Annotated in this window: 13 protein-coding genes, 4 pseudogenes and 1 other annotated feature; of the genes and pseudogenes, 7 read left to right on the top strand and 10 right to left on the bottom strand. The window is 62.5% G+C overall.

Features of this window, described 5'->3' with window-relative positions:
• Window positions 1-199 (bottom strand): annotated as a pseudogene (locus L632_RS21875) (IS21 family transposase); the annotation flags it as partial.
• Between the two features lie 1,076 nt (window positions 200-1,275).
• On the opposite strand from L632_RS21875, the gene L632_RS0101905 reads away from it, so the two are divergent.
• From L632_RS0101905 to L632_RS0101920, 4 genes are all read left to right on the top strand, one after another.
• Entirely contained in the window at window positions 1,276-1,599 is a 324-nt protein-coding gene (locus L632_RS0101905) for a DNA-binding transcriptional regulator (RefSeq protein WP_028716247.1), read from the top strand.
• A gap of 72 nt (window positions 1,600-1,671) precedes the next feature.
• Complete coding sequence (locus tag L632_RS23710) at window positions 1,672-2,778, top strand: PP2C family serine/threonine-protein phosphatase (protein ID WP_232220943.1); 1,107 nt, start codon at window positions 1,672-1,674, stop codon at window positions 2,776-2,778.
• Window positions 2,762-3,814 carry a serine/threonine-protein kinase gene (locus L632_RS0101915; RefSeq protein WP_028716249.1) on the top strand — a complete coding sequence of 351 codons (1,053 nt, stop codon included), beginning with the start codon at window positions 2,762-2,764 and terminating at the stop codon, window positions 3,812-3,814. Before L632_RS23710 ends, L632_RS0101915 begins: the two co-directional genes overlap by 17 nt.
• Window positions 3,811-4,884, top strand: a complete 1,074-nt coding sequence (locus L632_RS0101920; protein WP_028716250.1) for a serine/threonine-protein kinase — start codon at window positions 3,811-3,813, stop codon at window positions 4,882-4,884. The genes L632_RS0101915 and L632_RS0101920 overlap by 4 nt, the downstream gene beginning before the upstream one ends.
• A 224-nt stretch (window positions 4,885-5,108) precedes the next feature.
• Here L632_RS0101920 and L632_RS21885 read toward each other — a convergent pair whose 3' ends face one another.
• Together L632_RS21885 and L632_RS0101930 are read right to left on the bottom strand one after the other, a co-directional pair.
• A complete protein-coding gene (locus L632_RS21885; RefSeq protein ID WP_232220944.1) occupies window positions 5,109-5,444 on the bottom strand; it encodes a con in 336 nt (111 codons plus the stop codon).
• Window positions 5,434-6,309, bottom strand: a complete 876-nt coding sequence (locus tag L632_RS0101930) for a LysR family transcriptional regulator (protein WP_028716251.1) — start codon at window positions 6,307-6,309, stop codon at window positions 5,434-5,436. The genes L632_RS21885 and L632_RS0101930 overlap by 11 nt, the downstream gene beginning before the upstream one ends.
• Before the next feature lie 126 nt (window positions 6,310-6,435).
• On the opposite strand from L632_RS0101930, the gene ampC reads away from it, so the two are divergent.
• On the top strand, window positions 6,436-7,608 hold the full coding sequence (ampC, locus tag L632_RS0101935) for a class C beta-lactamase (protein WP_084648042.1): 1,173 nt from the start codon (window positions 6,436-6,438) through the stop codon (window positions 7,606-7,608).
• A 469-nt stretch (window positions 7,609-8,077) separates the two neighbouring features.
• A pseudogene (locus tag L632_RS24170) lies at window positions 8,078-8,487 on the top strand (transposase).
• Window positions 8,488-8,700: 213 nt separating this feature from the next.
• Here the strand turns inward: L632_RS24170 and arsH are convergent.
• The 7 genes and pseudogenes from arsH to L632_RS0101985 all read right to left on the bottom strand — a co-directional run bounded on the left by arsH (window position 8,701) and on the right by L632_RS0101985 (window position 13,985).
• On the bottom strand, window positions 8,701-9,408 hold the full coding sequence (arsH, locus tag L632_RS0101955; protein WP_028716253.1) for an arsenical resistance protein ArsH: 708 nt from the start codon (window positions 9,406-9,408) through the stop codon (window positions 8,701-8,703).
• Window positions 9,405-10,478, bottom strand: coding sequence for an ACR3 family arsenite efflux transporter (gene arsB / locus L632_RS0101960; protein WP_028716254.1), 1,074 nt, complete (start codon window positions 10,476-10,478; stop codon window positions 9,405-9,407). The genes arsH and arsB overlap by 4 nt, the downstream gene beginning before the upstream one ends.
• Before the next feature lie 12 nt (window positions 10,479-10,490).
• On the bottom strand, window positions 10,491-10,916 hold the full coding sequence (gene arsC / locus L632_RS24565) for an arsenate reductase (glutaredoxin) (RefSeq protein ID WP_028716364.1): 426 nt from the start codon (window positions 10,914-10,916) through the stop codon (window positions 10,491-10,493).
• A 30-nt stretch (window positions 10,917-10,946) separates the two neighbouring features.
• Window positions 10,947-11,444: pseudogene (locus L632_RS24570) on the bottom strand (arsenate reductase ArsC); the annotation flags it as partial.
• Window positions 11,437-11,799, bottom strand: a complete 363-nt coding sequence (locus L632_RS0101975) for a helix-turn-helix transcriptional regulator (protein ID WP_028716255.1) — start codon at window positions 11,797-11,799, stop codon at window positions 11,437-11,439. The pseudogene L632_RS24570 and the gene L632_RS0101975, both read right to left, overlap by 8 nt.
• A gap of 305 nt (window positions 11,800-12,104) precedes the next feature.
• A pseudogene (locus L632_RS23730) lies at window positions 12,105-12,483 on the bottom strand (universal stress protein).
• An 11-nt stretch (window positions 12,484-12,494) separates the two neighbouring features.
• The gene (locus L632_RS0101985; RefSeq protein WP_028716256.1) at window positions 12,495-13,985 is read right to left on the bottom strand and encodes a SulP family inorganic anion transporter; all 1,491 of its coding nucleotides are present in this window, start codon (window positions 13,983-13,985) and stop codon (window positions 12,495-12,497) included.
• Between the two features lie 74 nt (window positions 13,986-14,059).
• Window positions 14,060-14,117, bottom strand: a sequence feature (sul1 is cis-regulatory element that is thought to sense ions involved in sulfur or methionine metabolism; They are found in Alphaproteobacteria).
• Between the two features lie 363 nt (window positions 14,118-14,480).
• On the opposite strand from L632_RS0101985, the gene L632_RS0101990 reads away from it, so the two are divergent.
• The gene (locus L632_RS0101990) at window positions 14,481-14,678 is read left to right on the top strand and encodes a DUF1127 domain-containing protein (protein WP_028716257.1); all 198 of its coding nucleotides are present in this window, start codon (window positions 14,481-14,483) and stop codon (window positions 14,676-14,678) included.
• The last annotated feature ends 8 nt before the right edge of the window (window positions 14,679-14,686 follow it).

Here is a 14,686-nt window from a genome sequence, read left to right on the forward strand (position 1 = left end):
GGCTCAGTTCCTCAAGCCAGGCGCCCAGCTTCGGGCGTGGCTGAACCGTCCGGCTATAGGTGAACTCCGTTATCCCGGTGCGGATCACCTTGCGCACCACCTTCTTCGACAGCTTCAGGTCGCGGCAGATCGTCTTGATCCCCTTGCCCTCGGTAAAATGCAGCCGCCTGATTTTTGCGATTGTCTCCACGATCAGCATCCCGCGCTCGGCCTCCGATAATCCTCGGAAGCACAATGGACCCAACCCCCGGTCGGTGGGGTCCCTTTTGGACGCCGATCACCCCAGAAGCGGGGTCCTTATTCCACGCCGGTCAACACCGAAAGGAGAAACCTCCTTGGATCGGACGGTGCGTTCGAGCCTATTATCCCGGTCGACGACATCACTCCTTGGCGCTCACTCTTCTTCTCGACAAATTGCGGTATCAAGCGTGAGTGCGCATTTTGCAGAACGACTCGATATGCCGATAGCCGACGAGCCTTGGGTGCTATGCGACAAACTACGCGGCCGCGCGGAATAGCGAGTAAAGATGGTTGCTGGCTCCCGCAACCATCTTTACCGGCGTCGATTGCAAGTTATGATCGACGCCGGCCCCCGCAACCACTCTACAGCACGCTAGACCACCTTAATTTACGATTCCTCACGACACGCTATCCTCCGGAATAAATAGGTTCAAATCAGGTTCGCACAGCTTCGGAGCGGTAGCGGCCTTGGCATGTCTCTCGTACCGACAATTCCGTAGGTCATATGCGGGTCGTGCGAGTGACAAGCGGTTTCAGCCACGCAGCGAAGCGGCTTTGTACCATGTCAGACGTTAAATGTCATGAAACCCGCGTGCGCTGAACGAGAATCCCGATCGTTCGCGCCAGATCAAATCGACGCCGCAGGCAGACTACTGCTCCTCGCGATGCTCAAGGTTGTCGGCATCGTGCTGCCGCCGGTGATTGTCCCGCAGACCGATGGCGGGAACGGTTACGTCACCTATTCCGGTCATCCTCCGACGGTGCGCTAATTGCGATGCCCGGCAACATCTCCATTGATTTCGATAGCACCTAGTGCTACATAATGCTATGGCCGATGTTGAAGAATCCATGCGGACGTTCAAGACCGTTTGGTTTTCCAAGGTGGCTCGCAAAGTGCACCATCAAGGATGGATCGAGCCAACATCGAGGACGAGGATCTGGAGGATTTTCGCGCCCTGGCAAAGTGCTATTCAACGCTGAACGCTCAGCAGATTCCTCGGCTTTTGGTGGACAAGGACCTGACGGAGATTTGTCATGGCAACGAAAAGTAGGTTCAAAAGCGATGTGTCTGAGGCGATCCATTCGTCTGCGGCTATGCTTCACAAGGTCGGTGCGTTCGACAAGGCAACTATGCGCGGTTTCGATGCGCGCCACCTGGTCGTCCCGACAGAGATCGAGCCTGCGCAGATCAAGCAGCTGCGCGAAGCCAACAATGTCAGTCAGCCCGTATTCGCCCGTTATCTCAACACCAGCGAAAGTACGGTGGAGAAGTGGGAGACCGGTGCCAAAAGGCCGAGTGGCATGGCGCTCAAGCTTCTCACTGTGGTTCAAAAGCATGGGCTTAAAGTCCTCGCGTAGCCGCAGACTGTCGTGAGAGCACATGACGCTGCAAGGATGATTCAAACAGGCCGGGAGGAAGCGAGTTTATTGATGACGCAGAATATTTCAGAAACCCCGCCTGGCAGTCGAGGCGACGCGTTTCAGGACATCGTTGCAAATTGGTTATCGAGAGCCGTTCCGGATCGGGCGCTAAACCAATGCTTTGACTTACCTGCCATTCTCGCTACCGACATCGGACTGCAGCGCGAAGAGAACCAGGACCGAGTGGCGGCGCTGCGCCTCAGTGCGAGGCAGAGCAGCCAGCCAATCATCGCGGTAGTGGTCGCCGACGGCATGGGCGGCATGAGAGATGGCGCAAAATGCGCAACCTTGGCCGTTTCATCCTTTTTCCACGCCTTAGTGCGTCACAGACACCAGGGGTTGGAGCAACGTGCGGCCGCCGCCGCCGCCCACGCCAATGATGCTGTCTACGCGTTTGCCGGTGGTCGAGGTGGAGCCACGCTCTCCGCATTGCTGTTCGATACAGGCGTTCCGCCCGTCATTATCAATCTCGGCGACAGCAGAATCTACGCGTGCGGGAAGGGTGTGAAGGTCGAGCGGCTGACGGTCGACGACTCTCTCGAAGAAGCCGTAGGAGGTCATGGTCGCGACTTGCTTCAGTTTGTCGGAATGGGGACCGGCATAAAGCCCCATATCCGAACAGTTCCGTCGCACGTGTCGGAGCTGGCCCTCACCACTGACGGGATCCACTATATCGAGCCAGATACTCTCGCCAGTGTTCTCTACCACGCGTCTGATCCAAAGGCAGCCGTCGATAGATTGACAGCGCTGGCGCGCTGGTGCGGTGGCCACGACAACGCCTCCCTTGCGCTGGTGGATTTGAAGGCTCTGTCGTCGCCGGCTGCAAGAAATCAGGAAGGGGGAATCCAAGTCTGGGACCCGTTTGGCACGATGGCCATAAGCTGGCTTCGTGATGTCACAGAAGCTCCCAGACCGCAGGCAGCGGCAGCACCCGAGGTGGCCTCTCTCAAAGAGAACCTGGACCCACCGAGCAGCCCCAACAAGAGCCGGAAGGGCACCCGTCGGACGTCGAAAAAAGCGGAAAAGAGCCCGAGGCCACCGCAAGACGACGTTCAACTCGAAATCCAGATCGAACAATCGGCGGATGTGAAGGACGGCGATGACGATAGCAGGTAGATACACGCTCACGGGGGGCACGGCCGCTGGCGGCATGGGCGAGATCATAGAGTGCATGGACACTCACCTGCAACGCCCGGTCATCATTAAGCGCCTTCAGAAGGGCATCGAGGAGCGGAGGCTGCTTGACGAGCAGAAGGCCCTCGCGAAGCTGCGTTCCAAGCATGTCGTCCAATTGTACGATGTTGTGCAATTATCAGATAGGCGCCAGCCTGAGACCGCCATCGTGCTTGAGTTTATTGATGGCGAAAACCTCGAAGTTGGCTCCTTCAAGCCGAACCGCAAGTATATTCATACGCTATGGCAGATTGCCTGCGGGCTGCGCGATATTCACGAAGCAGGCGTCATTCATCGCGACATCAAGCCGAACAATATTCGGCTGGACAAGGAAGGCGTCATCAAGATTATCGATTTCGGCCTTGCGCGGTCGCAGGACGCCGCAAAGACCAGGAGCATTATTGGTACGCCGGTTTTCATGGCTCCCGAGTTGTGGAGCGACAAAACGATAAGCTTTGACGCGTCCATAGACGTGTATGCTTTTGGCGCAACAGCGCTGGCGTTGCTAAGTACGAATGCTCCGAGGGAATTGGCGCAACAGCCGCCGGTGCCGATCTCTCTTCCCGCTCTTTCTGCGAGTCTACCAGGTGTCTCAGCGCCAACGGTCGCCCTTTTACACAAATGCCTCGACCCTCGGCCCGCCCAACGACCGAGAATGGTAGAGGTCCAATCCGTTTTGCAGCAGCAGCTTCTCGAAAACCAACATCGAGCACTTGTTGTCTTTGGCGGCACGACCCATCATCTCAATCGTAAGAACCGCAAGATCAACGTGAATGCCGGCCCGGTCGGATCTCTTGGTGTCGAATACAATGGGTCCGCGTTCGTCGTGATCAGCGCGTCCGGCGCTGTCTTCCTCAACAACGCGGTCGCGAAGGTCGGGCACGTTGTGCCAGGATGCTGCGTCATCACATTCGGTAACCCTGGGCAGGCCCGGCGGTTTGTAACGTTCGACGTATCGACCCCGGAGGTAATGCCGTGAAACCAGGCGACGTAGTTGCTGGCCGCTATCAGATTGTCAGGCACATCGGCCGTGGCGGGATGCAGGACGTCTATCTTGCACGCGATACCTTGCTGGATATCGATGTGGCGGTGAAAACGCCGCAGCCTGGTCAGCAGGCAAAGCGGTTCAGCCAGAGCGCAGTGATTGCAGCTCGTGTCAATCATCACAACGTCGCGAAGACATATGACTACTTCGAACACGGCGATCAGCCGTTTTTGGTCGAAGAGTATGTCGAAGGGCAAACTCTCGAGGAAAAGCTCGCGCGGTTCGGGGCCGTCGATCCTCATCTGGGCGCACGCGTCTTCAGTCACCTGGCGAAGGGTGTGGCAGCATCCCACCACGCCGGGGTGGTGCATCGGGATCTCAAACCCAGCAACATCATCGTCGAGATGGGCGTCAATCTCCACGAGTTGAAAATCACGGACTTCGGCATAGCCACCTTGACCGAGGAAGTGTTCGCACTGGCGGCGCAAGACGGCGGGGACCTAACGCGCTCGACATCGGGGACGATCAAAGGGGCTCTGCCTTATATGGCCCCTGAAATGATGTTCCGCCGCAAGGGTGACCACCCCGGCCAAGAGGCTGATATCTGGTCGCTCGGCGCCTTGATGTTTCGGATTCTAGCGGGAGATTTCCCGTTCGGCGTCTTTCTGGACGCGGCTGTCAATGTCAAGAATCGCACCCGAAACCCTTGGCCAGCGTTTATGACCTCGAACTCGCAGTTCAAGCCTCTGGCATCTGAACTTCAGGCGATTGTGGAAAGTTGCCTCGACTACGATCCAGCCGCCAGACCATCCGCTGACGACCTCGTGGGTGAGTGCGCCAAGCTTTGTTACATCAACGTTGATCGGACGGAGGGGCACGTCCATCGGCTTATCCAGAACGGGTATAGCGGTTTTGCGAACGACGCCCATGGGCAAACATTTTTCAGCATGGAAAGCGTCTACGGAGCGCGTCGCCCCGACGCGTCCAGCAACAGTCAAATCTGCTACTCCCGCTTTCCAGGCTTGCCGCAGCATAGGGGGCATCCGATCGTTGTCATCGACTAAATCCGCTGGCGAGACGTAACAGTCTCACAGGTGCGTCGAGATCGGAAACGCGCCATAACTGGTGTTGCAACAGATTTGAAGGGCCTCAGGTTGCGGCAATCTAGAAATGTCACCTCCAGACGCGGAGTACCGCGGAGAAGTGGAGTAGGAAGCCAAGCCGACGCAGAAAACCTGCGGTACTAGCCGAAGAACTCCGCTCAGCGTCAGGTTTGACCCCGGCGTGACTAAATAGCGACCAGTTCGGCGATTTTGGCCGCGACTTCCGCCATCGATTCCTCGGCAGTGCTCAGCCCGGCTCGGGAGGCTAGCAGGAGGCTGACTTGCTCAAGCTGTTCATAGGTCGTTCCGTGAACAACCGGAACGAGCCGCTCACGTCTGAGGAGCGCTGAAAGCTCTTTGTCTGCGATGCCTTCTGCCGGGAGGCGTCGCAACATAGCCGGGGTTACCAACACGATACCGACGCGCAATGCGGCTGCGATGGCGGCGTAATCCCTCCTGAGGCCACGGGCGAAGGAAGTGATCATGCTGTCTTCGGCCTCGTCAATCCAGTCACGCGACATCCTCGCAACGCGCCACCAGCCATTCCCGGAATGCGCCTTGCCCGGTGGTTTCGGGGCTGGCGTGCAAGCGGGTCAGCCAGTAATCGCCCGCCGCAAGCTCGGCCTCGAACGGTCGGGCCAACCGTCCGGCCTGGAGCCAGGGCGAAAACAGCGCGACCGGCACCAGCCCCACCCCATGGGACCGGGCGGCCATTTCAGCGATGGCCAGCGAGCTGTCGAAGACCGGGCCGCGCAGCTGCGGCGCCGGCAGCCCCTGGCTGGCGAACCACCGCTCCCATTCATTCGCGCGATAGGATCGCAGCAGGGGAACCGACAGCAGATCCTCGACCCGGCGCACGCGCCCGGCCAGGTCGGGGCTGCATACCGCCATCATTGCGCCGCCCATCAGCCTGGTCGCCGCCACGCCGTGCCAGCTGCCGTCGCCGAACCGCACCGCCAGATCCAGCCCTTCGCCGGCCAGGTCGACGCGGTTGTTGTTGGTGTGGATGCGCAGGTCGAGAAAGGGGTGGAGCCGCTGGAAATCCGCAAGGCGCGGGATCAGCCATTCCGTGGCGAAGCTGCTGACGACGCCCAGATTGATCGTCTCGTGATAGTGCCCGGCGGAAAAGCGGTCCAGCGTCCCGGACATCTCGTCGAAGATCCGGGTCAGGACCGGGGCCAGCATGATCCCCTCTTCGGTCAGCACCAGCCCGCGCGGGACGCGGCGGAACAGCGTGACCCCCAGGCGCTCTTCCAGCCCGCGGATCTGGTGGCTCAGCGCCGCCTGCGTCACGCAAAGCTCGATGGCGGCGCGGGTCAGGTTCAGATGGCGCGAGGCCACTTCGAAGGCGCGCAGGGCGTTCAGGGGAAGTTGCGGGCGATCCATGCGGCCGAAATTAGATTATCTCATGGCAGAAGTGAAATATCATCGTTTGTGTCCTGTTACCGCTTCGCCTTAACTCGGCGCATGGCGGCCGCAGCCGGGCCGCCCCGATATGAGCAGAGCAGAAACATGAATATGAATTATGGATGCGCGGGCCTTGGCCTGATCGCAGTGGGCCTTGCCATGCCGGCCTCGGCGATGAGCGAGGCCGAGTTCCGGCAGATGGCGGCCGGGATCTTCGCCCCCGTCATCGCCGAGCATGACATTCCCGGCCTTGCCGTAGGCATCACCTGGCGGGGGCAGGACTATGTCTATACCGCCGGCATGGCCGACCGCGCGGCCGCCGTGCCCGTCACGGCCGAGACGCTGTTCGAACTGGGTTCGATCAGCAAGACCCTCAACGTGACGCTGGCCGCGTTGGCGGCGCAAGAGGGACGGCTGTCGCTGGCGGATCCGGTCGCCGCGCATCTGCCGGAGTTGAAAGGCAGCGCGATCGGCTCGGTCTCGCTGATGGACCTCGCCACCCATCAGACCGGCGGCCTGCCGCTGCAGGTGCCGGATGAGGCCGGCGACGACGGCACGCTGATGCGCTGGCTTCAGGACTGGCAGCCGGTGCCGGGCCAGGGCGAGCGGTCCTATTCGAATGTCAGCATTGGCCTTCTGGGACGCATCGCCGCCCGGGCCTTCGGCGAACCCTATTCCGAGGCGCTGCGCGCCCATCTCCTGCAGCCGCTGGGGCTGGACAGCACCCATGTCGATGTGCCGGAGGCAGAAATGCGGCGCTATGCCTGGGGCTATTCGCGCCGGGACGACAGCGCCATCCGGGTCAATCCCGGGATGCTCGACGACGAGGCCTATGGTCTGAAGTCGGACCTGCAGGACATGCTGCGCTTCCTGCGGATCAACCTGGGCGACGCGGACGTCCCGCCTAAGCTGCGCGAGGCTGTGGCGCAGGCGCATGCGGGCCGGACGGGAACACAGCATTTCCAACAGGCGATGATCTGGGAACGCTATCCCTGGCCGGTTTCCCGCGATCAGCTGCTGGCCGGGAATGCGGCCGAGATGGTGATGGAAAGCCAGCCCGCGACCCGGTTGGACCAGCCCGATCTGTCCGATCAGGCAGTGCTGTTCAGCAAGACCGGATCGACCAACGGCTTCGGGGGCTATGTCGCCTTCATCCCGGACGCGGACCTGGGCCTGGTCATCCTGGCCAATCGCAACATTCCCAATCCCGCCCGCGTGGATGCCGGACTGGCCCTGATCGAGGCCGTTCTGGAGACAGGACAGCAAAACCAGCCTTGATGTATTCTTGGTTTTGCCAGCCTTCGGACCGTATCGAAGGGCATGTAAGTCGGAGCATGCAACCTCAAGGTCGAGCTTGGGGCGTTGCCATGAAGGCTGAAGAGCGACGTTTGCCTTCGGCCGCCTGATGCTGGTCGCTGCATTGAGGGACTTCGGGGTGACCGTAAGCTTTGGGCCGACTCTGCTTGGGGACAGATCAAAGCTGACGGATGATGAGAGTGTCAGATTTTCTGTGTATAGCCGATCCGTTCCATGCTTTACGGAAAGGAAGCATGCATGACGATCTCGAAGGAATTCTGGCTCTCGGTGATGAACGAGCTGAAGAACCGCAGGCTCCAGGACATCCTGATCGCGGTCGTGGACGGGCTGAAGGGCTTTCCTGAGGCGATCACCGCTGCCTTTCCGGAGGCCATGGGTCCAGACCTGCCCTCGCCATGGTCTTTCGGACCAGTGGCGTTCCCATGGCTCGATGCATCTGGTGACCCACAGCCTGAACTTCTGCTCATGGAAGAACCGCAAGGCGGTGGCGGCCGACCTGCGCCGGATCTACGGGGCCACGACCGCCGACATGGTCGCCGCCGAGCGCGATGCTTTCGAGGGAAAATGGACCGCGAAATACGCCTCCATTGCCCCGGCCTGGCGGCGGTCGTGGCAGGAGGTGATCCCGTTCTTGCCTTCGATCCGGCAATCCGAAAGGTGGTTTATGCGACCAACGCCATCGAGAGCCTGAACCGCGTGATCCGGAAATCGATCAAGACACGCGGCTCGTTCCCGACCGAGGAGGCCGCCACCAGGCTGATCTACCTGGCGATCCGCAGCTTCAGAAAGATGGCCGCAACGTCCGGGAATGGTTTGCCGCCCGCAACCAGTTCGCCATAATGTTCGGCGAGCGCTTCGCCGCTTGAGTATCTGAAACCCCATGGGACGGGCCAGATACACAGAATTCAGGATACCCCCCGGATGATAGGCGCCGCGGCTCCAAACTGGGAATGCAGCGTTGGAGAACCTTCACCCATACCCGGTTCGGTTGCCCTTTACGGCACGATCCGGTTGTATCTCGCGATCTGCCCCCGATATCGGGCCTCTCCAGCTTCATGTGGCAGCCTTGAGGTTCAGCCGTTCCCCGAGCTTTGCGGCCGTCTCCTTGCGCTCGCTGTAGCGGTCGGTCAGGAAGGCCGACAGGTCGCGGGTCGCCAGGGTGAACTTCACCAGTTCCTCCATCACGTCGACGATGCGGTCGTAATAGCTCGACGGGCGCATCCGGCCGGACTCGTCGAACTCCTGATACGCCCTGGCGACCGAGGACTGGTTGGGGATCGTCAGCATCCGCATCCAGCGGCCCAGCACCCGCATCTGGTTCACTGCGTTGAAACTTTGCGAGCCGCCCGAAACCTGCATCACCGCCAGCGTGCGGCCCTGCGTCGGCCGGATCGCGCCCATCGACAAGGGGATCCAGTCGATCTGCGATTTCATCACCCCGGTCATCGCGCCGTGGCGTTCCGGGCTGGTCCAGACCTGGCCCTCGGACCACAGGCACAGATCGCGCAGCTCCTGCACCTTGGGATGCGACGGGTCGGCATCCTCGGGCAGCGGCAGGCCGTTGGCGTGGAACACCCGCGTCTCGCAACCGAAATGCCGCAGCAGGCGCTCGGCCTCCAGCGTGGCGAAGCGGCTGTAGGAGCGTTCGCGCAGCGAGCCGTAGAGCAGCAGGATGCGCGGCGGATGCGTCGCACGTGGCAGGTCGGGGACCGCGGGCGCGCGCAGGCAGTCGGGCGACAGGTTCGGCAGGTCGGGGATCATGCGCGGGCCTCTTGCGGGGTTGCTTCGGGAAACCAGCGGCGGCCCAGCCACAGGGCGGCGTTGACCAGAAGGATCAGCACCGGCACCTCGACCAGCGGGCCGATGACCGCGGCGAAGGCCACGGGTGAGGCGAGGCCGTAGGCGGCGATGGCGACGGCGATGGCCAGCTCGAAGTTGTTGCCGGCGGCGGTGAAGGCGATGGCGGTGCTGCGTGGGTAGTCCCGGGCGATCAGGCGGCCCATGGCGAAGCTGACGACGAACTGGATGGCGAAATACAGCACCAGCGGGATAGCGATCCTGATGGTGTCGAGCGGCAGGCGCACGACATCGCCACCCTTCAGGCTGAACATCGCCACGATGGTGAAAAGCAGCGCGGCCAGCGTGATCGGGCCGATCCTCGGCAGGAATGCCTCGCGATACCATTCCTCTCCCCTGCGCCGGATCAGCACACGCCGGGTCAGGAACCCGGCGGCGAAGGGGATGCCCAGATAGATCAGCACCGCCTCGGTCACGGTCCGGAAGCCCACCTCGATCACGCTGCCCTGCAGCCCGAACAGCGGCGGCAGCACGGTCAGGAACAGCCAGGCATAGGTCGAGAAGAACAGGATCTGGAAGATCGAGTTGAAGGCCACCAGCCCGGCGACATATTGCCCGTGGCCGCGCGCCAGCTGGTTCCAGACCAGCACCATGGCGATGCAGCGCGCCAGGCCGATCAGGATCAGCCCGGTCATGTATTCGGGATGATCGCGCAGGAATATCACCGCTAAGGCGAACATCAGCACTGGCCCGATCAGCCAGTTCTGCACCAGCGACAGCACCAGCACCCGCTTGTCGGCAAAGACCCGGGGCAGGTCCTCGTAGCGGACCTTCGCCAGCGGCGGATACATCATCAGGATCAGGCCGATGGCGATGGGAATGTTGGTCGAGCCCACCGACATGGCGTGCAGCGCATCCGGCAGGCTGGTGAACAGCGTGCCCAGCAGGATGCCGAGCGCCATGGCCGCGAAGATCCACAAGGTCAGGTAGCGGTCGAGAAAGGAAAGCCGGCGGGCCGGGCTGTCGGGGGTCATCATCAGATCCTTTCAGGCCGAGCGAATGCGGTTGCCCTGGGCATCCACGACTTGCTCGCCATCCTCCTTGCTGAAGGCGGCGCGCTGCGGCGGCAGCAGGTCCAGCACCTGTTCCGAGGGCCGGCAAAGCCGCACGCCCCTGGGGCTGACCACGATGGGGCGGTTGATCAGCACCGGATGCGCCAGCATCGCCTCGACCAGCGCGGCGTCGGGCAGCGCCGGATCGTCCAGGCCCAGCTCCGCATGGGGCGTGCCTTTTTCCCGCAACAGCTCGCGCGCCGCGATGCCCATGCGGGCGATAAGCTGTTCCAACATCGCGCGCGAGGGCGGCGTCTTGAGGTATTCCACCACATGCGGCTCGATCCCGGCATTGCGGGTCATGGCCAGCACGTTGCGCGAGGTGCTGCAATCCGGGTTGTGGTAGATCACGACGTCCATGCCGGCCCCCGCCCCGGCCGCGCCTTCGGAGCGTCCGATCTCGTGCAACCTGGAGGCGAGGCTGGCGCGATCGAGGGTGCCGATCGGCAGGGCGGCAAAGGTTTGGATGCGCGCCTTCATGTAGCGCAGCGTCTCGATGAAGGCCATGTCGCGCTGCAACTCGCTGCCGGTCGCGGCTGCCGGGTCTGGAAGGCCCCAATGCGCCGTCATCGGCTGGCCCGGCCAATAGGGACAGGCCTCGCCCGCCGCGTCGTCGCAAACGGTGAAGACGAAATCCATCACCGGCGCGTCGGGCCCGGCGAATTCGTCCCAGCTTTTCGAGCGCAGCCCTTCGGTCGGGTAATGGTAGTTCTGCAGGATTTTCAGGGTCCGCGGATGCACCTCTCCCTTTGGCTGGCTGCCGGCCGAGAAGGCGCGGAACCGCGCGCCGCCCTCCTTGCGCAGCACGCTTTCGGCGATGAGCGAGCGGGCGGAGTTGCCGGTGCAGAGAAACAGCACGTTGAAGACACGAGGCGAGGCGTCAGCCATGCAGGGCATCCTTGCCGGGTTCACAGGAACAGGACAGCGCGGCCGCGACCGGCGCGCAGATGTCCGGGTGGCCGTCGCAGCAATCGCGCATCAGGAATGCGATCAGCCCGGCCAGTGTCGCAAAGACGGCGCTGTAGATGATGAAGCGCCCCTCGCGCCGGGACCGGATCAGCCCGGCCTGTTCGAGATGGGTCAGGTGAAACGACAGCCGCGAGGTGCTGGCGCCGCCCAGGGCCTCGCCGATCGCCCCGGCCGCCATGCCGTCGGGTCCGGCCTTGACCAGCAACCGGACGATACGCAGCCGGGTCTCCTGCGACAGCGCCGCGAAGCCGGCAAGGGCGCGTGGCTCTTCCATCGAATCAATCCCTCAAGATATGTTGATATATAACGCAATGAGACAAGTCAACGCAAGTTGAAATGGCGGGGTGATATCCGTGCCGCTTCGGAACGGCCCCGCATCGTTCGTGGTGACGAGACACAGACCCAGGTTTGCATCCCTCGTGCAGAGCCGGTGTGCCGGCTTCTATAGGAGAGGCGTCGTAAAACGGCCGTCCGGATGCGGCAGTGCCGCATTGCAACTCGGTTCGGATGCCCCCGCCTACTCTTGCCGAGGCGGAATGATGCCGGGGAACGAGGTCAGCGCATCAGGAGAACAGGCACCTAGCAGGACCGGATCATGGCGGTGGTGGTGGAGCCGATGATCAGGCTGCGGATGCGCGAATGGCCGTAGGCCCCCATGACCAGCAGGTCGAAGGGCGCCTGATCCACCAGCTTGCCAAGCGCGGTTTCCGGCTGGCCGGGCAGGATCGCGGTCTCGGCCATGATCCCTGCCGCGTTCCTCCAGCAAGGCGGTGCGGGCGTCAAGCGCGATGGCCCCCGAGAGGTCCGGCCTTGCCGGTGCCTCGCGGCGGCCCAGCACATGGATCAACTCGACCGGCGCGCCAGTGCGGCCCGACAGCCAGGCGGCGTGGTCGCAGACGCTGGCCGAATAGGCCGAGCCATCGACAAAGGCGACGATCTTCTGCGGTTCTTCGCTCATGCTTTCCTTCCTCAATGCGCCATCAGCCTGTCCGTCGCGCCGGGCTTGTCATGGATGGCAAGCCTGTCGACGATGGTTTCCGATGCTTCGTTCATGCCGAAGATCTCGACCTCGGCCCCGTCGCGGCGGAACTTCAGCACCGCCATGTCCAGGGCCTGCACCGAGGAAATGTCCCAGATATGGGCGCGGCTGACATCGATGATCACCTTCTCGACCGCCTCGTTGAAGTCGAAGGCTTCCATGAAATCCTCGACCGAGCCATAGAACAGCTGCCCCTCGATCACATAGCTGCGCAGCCGGCCATCGGGGGTGACATGGGTCGTGACCTTGAACAGTTGCGCGATCTTGGCGGCAAAGAAGATGCCCGACAGCAGCACGCCCACCAGCACCCCGATGGCAAGATTGTGGGTCCAGACCACCGTGGCCACGGTCGCCAGCATCACCACCGAGGAGGACCGCGGATGCGTGCGCAGGTTCTTCAGCGACGACCAAGAAAAGGTGCCGACCGACACCATGATCATGATCGCCACCAGCGCGGGCATCGGGATCTGCGCCACCCATTCCCCCAGAAAGACCACCAGGATCAGCAGCACGAAACCGGCGGTAAAGGCCGAAAGTCGCCCGCGTCCGCCGGATTTGACGTTGATCATGCTCTGCCCGATCATCGCGCAGCCGGCCATGCCGCCGATGAAGCCGGTGGCGGCATTGGCGATGCCCTGGCCGATGCATTCCTGGTTGCGGTCCGATTTGGTGTCGGTCAGCTCATCGACCAGGTTCTGCGTCATCAGGCTTTCCAGCAGGCCCACCACGGCGATGGCCAGCGAATAGGGCAGGACGATCAGCAGCGTCTGCCCCGTCAGCGGGATCTGCGGGATCATGAAGACCGGCAGCGTGTCGGGCAGCGCCCCCATGTCGCCCACCGTGCGCACGTCCCAGCCGAAGGCCATCGAAAGCGCCGTCAGCACGACGATGGCGACCAGCGGCGATGGGATGGCCCTGGTCAGCCGCGGAAACAGGTAGATGATGGCCAGCCCGGCCGCGACCAGAACATAGGTCAGCCAGGTGACCCTGGACGGGTCCAGTTCCGGCAATTGCGCCAGGAAGATCAGGATCGCCAGCGCATTGACGAAGCCGGTCATCACCGATTTCGACACATAGCGCATGACGAAACCCAGGCGCAGCAGCCCGGCTCCGATCTGGATCAGCCCGGCCAGCACGGTGGCGGCCAGCAGATATTGCAGCCCGTGGTCGCGCACCAGCGTGACCATCAGCACCGCCGTTGCCGCTGTGGCAGCCGAGATCATGCCCGGCCGCCCGCCGGTGAAGGCGACCAGCACCGCGATGGAGAAGCTGGCGTAAAGCCCGACCTTCGGGTCCACGCCGGCGATGATGGAAAAGGCGATGGCTTCGGGGATCAGCGCCAGCGCCACGACCAGCCCGGCCAGCAGGTCGCCGCGGATATTGCCGAACCATTGGGTCCGGTAGGCATCAAGTGAAATCATGTCATCCGTTCCTGACCGATCAGGGCCCGGAATGGGGCCGCATGTCGAGTTTTCGATCTTGGGGTGTAGGTTCGGGTTGTCCGGCGGATCGGCGGCCGGAAGAGCCAGCCGGGAGTTGCACCCGGCTCCATGCGTTTCGGGTGGCTGTTATGCGCAAACATCGCGCATTTGCAACCCGGAACAGCAAAACCCGAGCGGAGGCCAGCGATCCTGCCGACACTTCGGCCCTGTCTCCGCCGCTGCTTTGGCGAAGGCGCTTTCCCCGCGCCCCGCCTGGGCGGTCGTCGCGGAAAATGCCGATCGGCAACAGAGCAGGTAGAAATGTCCGGTTTGGATCGGGACGTGATTTCTGCCCGCCCGTCCGCCGCCCATGCTGCAGCGCGGAATGCATGGCTGGTTTGCCGGGATCGCGGCTACTTCCCGTCAGGTGCCCGGCCTATATCCGCCTTGTCCGAAACATGCCCGCCGGATGGGCAAGATGAAAAAGGTGCCAGGATGTCCACTGTCGAGATGAGCCATAGCCGTGCCGCTGCCGGTGGCCTGGGTCAGGTCTTTGCCCGCGTGATCGCGATGGTCGCCGCATGGAACGACGCCCGCATCACCCGCCGCGAACTGCACCGGCTGACGGATCGGGAACTGACCGATATCGGCCTGACCCGCGGCGATATCGAGCGCGTCGCCCGCGGCCTCTGAGGCCATCC

The sequence above is a fragment of the Paracoccus sp. J39 genome (assembly GCF_000518925.1).
Classification (GTDB): domain Bacteria; phylum Pseudomonadota; class Alphaproteobacteria; order Rhodobacterales; family Rhodobacteraceae; genus Paracoccus.

Coding starts and splice junctions, on each gene's coding strand:
- L632_RS0101905 (WP_028716247.1), top strand. CDS start 1,276: ATGGCAACGAAAAGTAGGTTCAAAAGCGATGTGTCTGAGGCGATCCAT.
- L632_RS23710 (WP_232220943.1), top strand. CDS start 1,672: ATGACGCAGAATATTTCAGAAACCCCGCCTGGCAGTCGAGGCGACGCG.
- L632_RS0101915 (WP_028716249.1), top strand. CDS start 2,762: ATGACGATAGCAGGTAGATACACGCTCACGGGGGGCACGGCCGCTGGC.
- L632_RS21885 (WP_232220944.1), bottom strand. CDS start 5,444: ATGTCGCGTGACTGGATTGACGAGGCCGAAGACAGCATGATCACTTCC.
- L632_RS0101930 (WP_028716251.1), bottom strand. CDS start 6,309: ATGGATCGCCCGCAACTTCCCCTGAACGCCCTGCGCGCCTTCGAAGTG.
- ampC (WP_084648042.1), top strand. CDS start 6,436: ATGAATATGAATTATGGATGCGCGGGCCTTGGCCTGATCGCAGTGGGC.
- arsH (WP_028716253.1), bottom strand. CDS start 9,408: ATGATCCCCGACCTGCCGAACCTGTCGCCCGACTGCCTGCGCGCGCCC.
- arsB (WP_028716254.1), bottom strand. CDS start 10,478: ATGACCCCCGACAGCCCGGCCCGCCGGCTTTCCTTTCTCGACCGCTAC.
- arsC (WP_028716364.1), bottom strand. CDS start 10,916: ATGGACGTCGTGATCTACCACAACCCGGATTGCAGCACCTCGCGCAAC.
- L632_RS0101975 (WP_028716255.1), bottom strand. CDS start 11,799: ATGGAAGAGCCACGCGCCCTTGCCGGCTTCGCGGCGCTGTCGCAGGAG.
- L632_RS0101985 (WP_028716256.1), bottom strand. CDS start 13,985: ATGATTTCACTTGATGCCTACCGGACCCAATGGTTCGGCAATATCCGC.
- L632_RS0101990 (WP_028716257.1), top strand. CDS start 14,481: ATGTCCACTGTCGAGATGAGCCATAGCCGTGCCGCTGCCGGTGGCCTG.